The organism is Polynucleobacter sp., assembly GCF_018500155.2.
Lineage (GTDB): Bacteria > Pseudomonadota > Gammaproteobacteria > Burkholderiales > Burkholderiaceae > Polynucleobacter.
Genome location: NZ_JAHBAK020000016.1, coordinates 1 through 6,057 on the forward strand (window position 1 = coordinate 1; position 6,057 = coordinate 6,057).

The 6,057-nt window shown below is 46.5% G+C and carries 7 protein-coding genes; 1 reads left to right on the plus strand and 6 read right to left on the minus strand.

The window, feature by feature from the left end; translation table 11 throughout:
- The 6 genes from KIH43_RS01800 to KIH43_RS01825 all read right to left on the minus strand — a co-directional run.
- Positions 1–221 (minus strand): NAD-dependent epimerase/dehydratase family protein (locus KIH43_RS01800; protein WP_366069212.1); only part of this gene is annotated, 221 nt, incomplete at its 3' end.
- A gap of 4 nt (positions 222–225) precedes the next feature.
- Positions 226–720: a 5-(carboxyamino)imidazole ribonucleotide mutase gene (purE, locus tag KIH43_RS01805; protein WP_296968502.1), complete on the minus strand. Its 495-nt coding sequence runs from the start codon at positions 718–720 to the stop codon at positions 226–228.
- An 89-nt stretch (positions 721–809) separates the two neighbouring features.
- On the minus strand, positions 810–1,709 hold the full coding sequence (locus KIH43_RS01810; protein ID WP_297717094.1) for a phosphoribosylaminoimidazolesuccinocarboxamide synthase: 900 nt from the start codon (positions 1,707–1,709) through the stop codon (positions 810–812).
- 7 nt (positions 1,710–1,716) lie between these two features.
- Positions 1,717–2,781, minus strand: coding sequence for a class II fructose-bisphosphate aldolase (gene fba / locus KIH43_RS01815; protein WP_297717098.1), 1,065 nt, complete (start codon positions 2,779–2,781; stop codon positions 1,717–1,719).
- Positions 2,782–2,858: 77 nt separating this feature from the next.
- Positions 2,859–4,295 (minus strand): pyruvate kinase, encoded by a 1,437-nt coding sequence (gene pyk, locus KIH43_RS01820; protein ID WP_296968507.1) that lies wholly within the window; start codon positions 4,293–4,295, stop codon positions 2,859–2,861.
- A gap of 2 nt (positions 4,296–4,297) precedes the next feature.
- Positions 4,298–5,509, minus strand: a complete 1,212-nt coding sequence (locus KIH43_RS01825; RefSeq protein ID WP_297717104.1) for a phosphoglycerate kinase — start codon at positions 5,507–5,509, stop codon at positions 4,298–4,300.
- 217 nt (positions 5,510–5,726) lie between these two features.
- On the opposite strand from KIH43_RS01825, the gene KIH43_RS01830 reads away from it, so the two are divergent.
- Positions 5,727–6,057 (plus strand): aminotransferase class IV (locus tag KIH43_RS01830; RefSeq protein WP_297717101.1); only part of this gene is annotated, 331 nt, incomplete at its 3' end.

Sequence of the window (6,057 nt, forward strand, 5' to 3'; positions counted from 1 at the left end):
GCACATAAAGCGGCCATCTCTTTTAACGCTGCAGAATCGGTGTAATCAGCCTGAATAAACTTTTCAGCAATAGAACCTGCAGGACTATCTGAGCCCGGATCTAGTACGCATACTTTGTAACCCATCGCTTGAGCAGCTTGTGTAAACATCCGCCCCAGTTGACCGCCACCCAAAATACCTAAATATGAACCCGGCAAAATGGGCTCCATACGATCTGCCATGTAATTAATATCCCGGCAAATTCATTGAGCGCGCCGTATCAGATTGCTTCGCGCGAAACTCTTCTAAGCGTTTAGCGAGCTGCGCATCATGCAAAGCCAACCCTGCAATCACATGCAAAGCAGCATTGGCTGCACCAGCCTCACCAATCGCAAACGTTGCCACAGGAATTCCTTTGGGCATCTGCACAATCGAGTAGAGAGAATCTTCACCACGTAGATATTTGCTTGCTACTGGCACACCATAAACAGGAACGATCGTCTTTGAAGCCAACATACCTGGTAAATGCGCCGCCCCGCCAGCTCCCGCGATGATGGCTTGCAAGCCATTTGCTTGTGCGTTTTCGGCATACTGAAACATATCATCTGGCATGCGATGTGCTGAAACTACTTTTGCTTCATGAGGAACGCCAAATTGCTCCAACATTTGAGCGGCATGCTGCATGGTGTCCCAATCTGAATTGGAACCCATCACTATTCCCACTATTGGCTTTTTACTCATGAACCTCTCCAAACCCCTGAAAAATTGAGCAGCAAATCTCTAAAAACCCTATTATCCCCGACTCAGCTGCTTTCGTTAAGCGACTTTGGTTAAACGACCTTGGTTAAACGAGTTAAGGCTTCGCGGTACTTTTGGGCTGTCTTTTCGATCACATCTGCAGGCAATTGGGGTGCTGGGGCAGTCTTTGGCCATAACTTGCCATTCACTTGAGCCGTTTCAAGCCAATCGCGCACAAATTGTTTGTCATATGAAGGTGGGTTTGAACCAACATAATAGGTTTCAGCTGGCCAAAAGCGTGAGGAATCAGCCGTCAGAATTTCATCCATCAACACTAACTGATCGTTTTCATCTAAGCCGAACTCAAACTTGGTGTCGGCAATAATTATTCCACGCGTAGCGGCATACTCAGAAGCCTCTTTGTAAAGGCGAATACTGACTTCGCGAATTTGGTTTGCTAATTTTTCACCAATCAGTTCAATGACTTTTTCAAACGAAATATTTTCGTCATGCTCACCAACCTCTGCTTTTGCAGCAGGAGTAAAAATTGGCTCAGGCAACTTTTGCGCATTTTCTAAACCTTCAGGCAAAGCAATTCCACAAACCTTGCCAGTCTCTTTGTAGTCTTTCCAGCCACTACCGGCTAAATAGCCACGCACAACCGCTTCAACCAAAATTGGCTTTAAACGCTTTGCCACAACTGCACGTCCGCGCACCTGATCCACTTCATCAGGAGTGACTACCGTTGCAGGATCAATTCCGGTAAGGTGATTTGGGATGACATTGCCTAGTTTTTCAAACCAGAAGTTCGCCATTTGATTGAGTACTACACCCTTTTCAGGAATAGGCTCACCCATCACCACATCAAATGCTGATAAGCGGTCTGTAGTAATCATCAGAAGCTTGTCATCGCCTAATGCGTAAACATCACGCACCTTACCTTTAGAAAGCAGTGGCAATGACTTAATCGAAGTTGCGTAAAGCGCTGGCATATTCAGATCACTTCACTATCTGAGCTAACTTGCCGCTCTTGTATAGCTCAGCCATTTTTTCTAATGGAATAGGAGTAATTTTGGATGCCTGACCTGCAGAACCAAAGGCTTCAAAACGTGCAATACAGACCTTTTTTGCTGCTTCACGAGCAGGTTTCAAATAATCACGAGGATCGAACTTGCTGGGGTTCTCTACAAAGTAGCGACGAATCGCACCGGTCATCGCCAAGCGAATATCGGTATCAATATTGATTTTGCGCACACCATTCTTAATACCTTCTTGAATTTCTTCAACTGGCACACCGTAGGTTTCTTTCATATCGCCACCAAATTGACGAATTTCAGCGAGTAATTCTTGAGGAACGCTAGAGGAGCCATGCATTACCAAATGGGTGTTCGGAATACGCGCATGAATTTCTTTAATGCGATCAATGGCCAAAATATCACCAGTAGGCTTTTTACTAAATTTATATGCGCCATGGCTTGTACCAATCGCAATCGCCAATGCATCACATTGGGTTGCTTTCACAAAGTCAGCTGCCTGCTCAACATCCGTTAACAATTGCTCGCGAGTCATCGTGCCATCAGCACCGTGACCATCTTCCTTATCGCCCTTCATTGTCTCTAAAGAGCCCAATACACCGAGCTCTGCTTCAACAGTGACGCCAATAGAGTGAGAGAACTTCACGACCTCTCTTGAAACATCTACGTTGTATTCGTAGCTCGCAACAGTCTTACCGTCGGCCTCTAAAGAGCCATCCATCATGACGCTAGTAAAGCCGCTCTTTATCGCAGCCATACACACAGCAGGGCTTTGACCGTGGTCTTGATGCATGACAACGGGAATATGAGGATAAGCCTCAACAGCCGCAGAAATTAAATGACGTAAAAATGCTTCGCCAGCATATTTACGTGCGCCTGCAGAAGCTTGCATGATGACTGGAGAGTTCACCTCATTGGCGGCCTCCATAATTGCAGTCACTTGCTCCAAGTTGTTTACGTTAAAGGCAGGCAAGCCATAACCGTTTTCTGCAGCATGATCCAAGAGTTGACGTAAAGATACTAAAGCCATGATGTTCTCTTAATAAGTAGTAATTAGATAATGAAATGAATATTGCAATAAATTGATCTTAAGTTATTTCTGATGATTTATTTCACATGAATAATTTTGAGGGTATTGGTGCCCCCTGGCTCACCCATGGGCTCTCCAGAAGTTAAGACAACCGTATCGCCTTGTTTTACTGCACCCATCTTCTTTAAACACGCCTCCACCTCTTGCAATGCAGTATCCCGATCCTTGGTGTAATCCAAGCCAATCGGAGTGACATTACGATAGGTGCTCAAAGCACGCTGCGTTGCGATCTTTGAGGTTAAGGCAAAAATGGGCACATGGATATTGTGACGACTCATCCAAATCGCCGTTGATCCTGAATCTGTTAATGCAGCTATAGCATTGGCATTGAGGTGATGGGCTGTAAATAGCGCTCCCAAAGCAATGGTTTGATCAATGCGGGTAAAGGTTTGATCCAAGAAGTCCGTATCTAACTGCACTCGATATGACTTTTCAGCTTCAACACAAATTTCTGCCATTGCCTTAATCGTTTGCACTGGATACATTCCGGCAGCAGATTCTGCGGAGAGCATTACCGCATCAGTACCATCTAATACTGCATTAGCTACGTCACTCACCTCTGCTCGTGTTGGCACGGGTGCATTAATCATGGACTCCATCATCTGCGTAGCAGTGATCGTAAATTTATCGGCTTCGCGAGCCCAAGCAATCATGCGCTTTTGCAATGCTGGTACCGCAGCGTTACCCACTTCAATGGCGAGGTCACCACGGGCAACCATAATGCCGTCACTTTCTGCAATGATGCTTTTGAGCGCCTCAGGCTCAATCGCTTCAGCACGCTCTACTTTTGCTATGGTTCTCACCTTTCCAACGCCATGCTTTGCGCTAGCTGCATCCGCTAGCTTGCGAGCATAGGCCATATCAGCGCCGTCTTTAGGAAAGCTAATGGCTAAAAAATCCACACCCATCGCAATGGCTGCATCCAAATCAGCAATATCTTTTTCGGTCAATGCTGGAGCGGTGAGACCACCACCGGCGCGATTAATGCCTTTATTGTTCGACAGTGGCCCGCCTTGCTCAACCAAGGTGAATATCTCTCCACCTTTTACACTTTGAACACGCAAAACGACTAAGCCATCATTTAATAAAAGGCGATCACCCGCTTTGACATCGTTAGGCAATTCTTTGTAATCAAGGCCTACGCGCTCTTGATTACCCAACTGACAAGCCACATCCAAAATAAATTGCTCGCCTTCTTTAAGCAAAATCTTGCTATCAGCAAATTTACCAACTCGAATCTTAGGGCCTTGAAGGTCAGCCATGATGCCAACCTCTTTACCCACTTGCGCAGAGATACTGCGCACTAAATCATGGCGGGCTTTGTGATCCGCAACTGTGCCATGAGAAAAATTCATACGCACTACATCCACTCCAGCGCGAATCATTTCACGTAACACTTCAGGCTTTTCTGATGCAGGCCCTAAAGTGGCAATGATTTTGGTAGCTCTTTGCATATTTAGTCTTTCGCCCGCTCAGCTAGGATGGCAAAAGCTGGCAGGGTTTTACCTTCTAAAAACTCTAAGAAGGCACCGCCACCTGTAGAGATGTAATCTACTTGATTTTCAATGCCATATTTAGCAATTGCAGCCAAGGTATCGCCACCACCAGCAATAGAGAATGCAGGGGAATGAGCAATTGCTGCTGCGAGCATTTTGGTGCCACCACCAAACTGGTCAATCTCAAATACACCTAAAGGACCATTCCACACAATCGTGCCAGCATGCGCCAGCATGATGGATAAGCGCGCTGCTGTTTTGGGACCGATATCCAAAATCATGTCGTCTTCAGCCACTTGATCAGCAGCAACGCGATTGGCGCGCGCTAGCGGTGAGAGTTCATTGGCAACAACAACGTCTTCTGGAATTGGTACATGCGCTCCACGCTTTTCCATGAGATCCATGATTTCACGAGCCTCATCCACCAGATCGGGTTCAGCCAATGATTTGCCGATGGGCAAACCTTTCGCCAACATAAAGGTGTTCGCAATGCCGCCACCCACAATGAGTTCATCTACTTTTTCTGAGAGTGCCTTGAGAATCGTCAGCTTTGAAGAAACTTTAGAGCCCGCTACGATCGCCACCAGAGGGCGCTTCGGACTTGCCAATGCACGACTTAAAGCATCTAATTCTGCTGCCATTAAGGGGCCAGCACAAGCAATCGGGGCAAACTTAGCTACACCATTCGTTGTTGCCTCAGCACGATGCGCCGTACCAAATGCATCATTCACATACACATCACAGAGTGCTGCAATTTTTTTGGCTAAATCATCATTATTCTTTTTTTCGCCCACATTTAAGCGACAGTTTTCTAAAAGAACTACTTCGCCGGGATTAACCTCAAATTCGCCATTGACCCAATCGCTAATTAAAGGCACTTTGCGATTAAGTAAAGTTGCAATCCGATCTGCAACGGGAGCCAAACTATCTTCTGGCTTAAATTGACCTTCTGTAGGACGACCTAAATGGGAGGTCACCATCACTGCCGCGCCAGCGTCTAAACACATTTGTACAGCAGGCATAGAGGCACGAATCCGAGTGTCCTCAGTAATATTGCCTGCGTCATCCTGGGGAACGTTAAGGTCGGCACGGATCAACACCCGCTTTCCCTTTAATTGACCTGATTGGGCTAATTCGCTTAAACGCTTAACTTTGAATAAAGAATCTGGCATGAGAGTGGCTAAAAAGGATGGTTTATGGGGAATACTCCATTCTAAATCGTCCTGCCTAGCTACCCCGTCAGTCCAAGCCATCAGACCACCCCGCCTGCTCTACAATAGGGGTTTGGACGCACTATCGAGCAAAAAGGGTCGCTTACCGATCCCGTCGATTTCGCGCCCCGATTAATCCGCTATGAAAAATAGCCTATAGATACAAAAGGTAAAGAAAATGTCGATGTCCGACCGCGATGGCTTTATTTGGACTGATGGGAAGCTCATCCCTTGGCGTGAGGCCAATGTTCACGTGTTAACACACAGCCTACACTACGGCATGGGCGTTTTTGAAGGGATCCGCGCCTATAAAACTGCTCAGGGCACTGCTGTTTTTCGCCTCCCAGAGCACATCAAGCGCCTATTTAATGGCACCAAGATCTTTCAAATGAATATGCCCTATAGCCCCGAGGATATTGCCAAGGGCATTCTTGAAGTGATCAGCAGCAATAAGCTTGAGTCTTGCTACATCCGCCCCATCATCTTTATTGGCTCACAAAAGCTGGGTA

Coding starts and splice junctions, on each gene's coding strand:
- purE (WP_296968502.1), bottom strand. CDS start 720: ATGAGTAAAAAGCCAATAGTGGGAATAGTGATGGGTTCCAATTCAGAT.
- KIH43_RS01810 (WP_297717094.1), bottom strand. CDS start 1,709: ATGCCAGCGCTTTACGCAACTTCGATTAAGTCATTGCCACTGCTTTCT.
- fba (WP_297717098.1), bottom strand. CDS start 2,781: ATGGCTTTAGTATCTTTACGTCAACTCTTGGATCATGCTGCAGAAAAC.
- pyk (WP_296968507.1), bottom strand. CDS start 4,295: ATGCAAAGAGCTACCAAAATCATTGCCACTTTAGGGCCTGCATCAGAA.
- KIH43_RS01825 (WP_297717104.1), bottom strand. CDS start 5,509: ATGCCAGATTCTTTATTCAAAGTTAAGCGTTTAAGCGAATTAGCCCAA.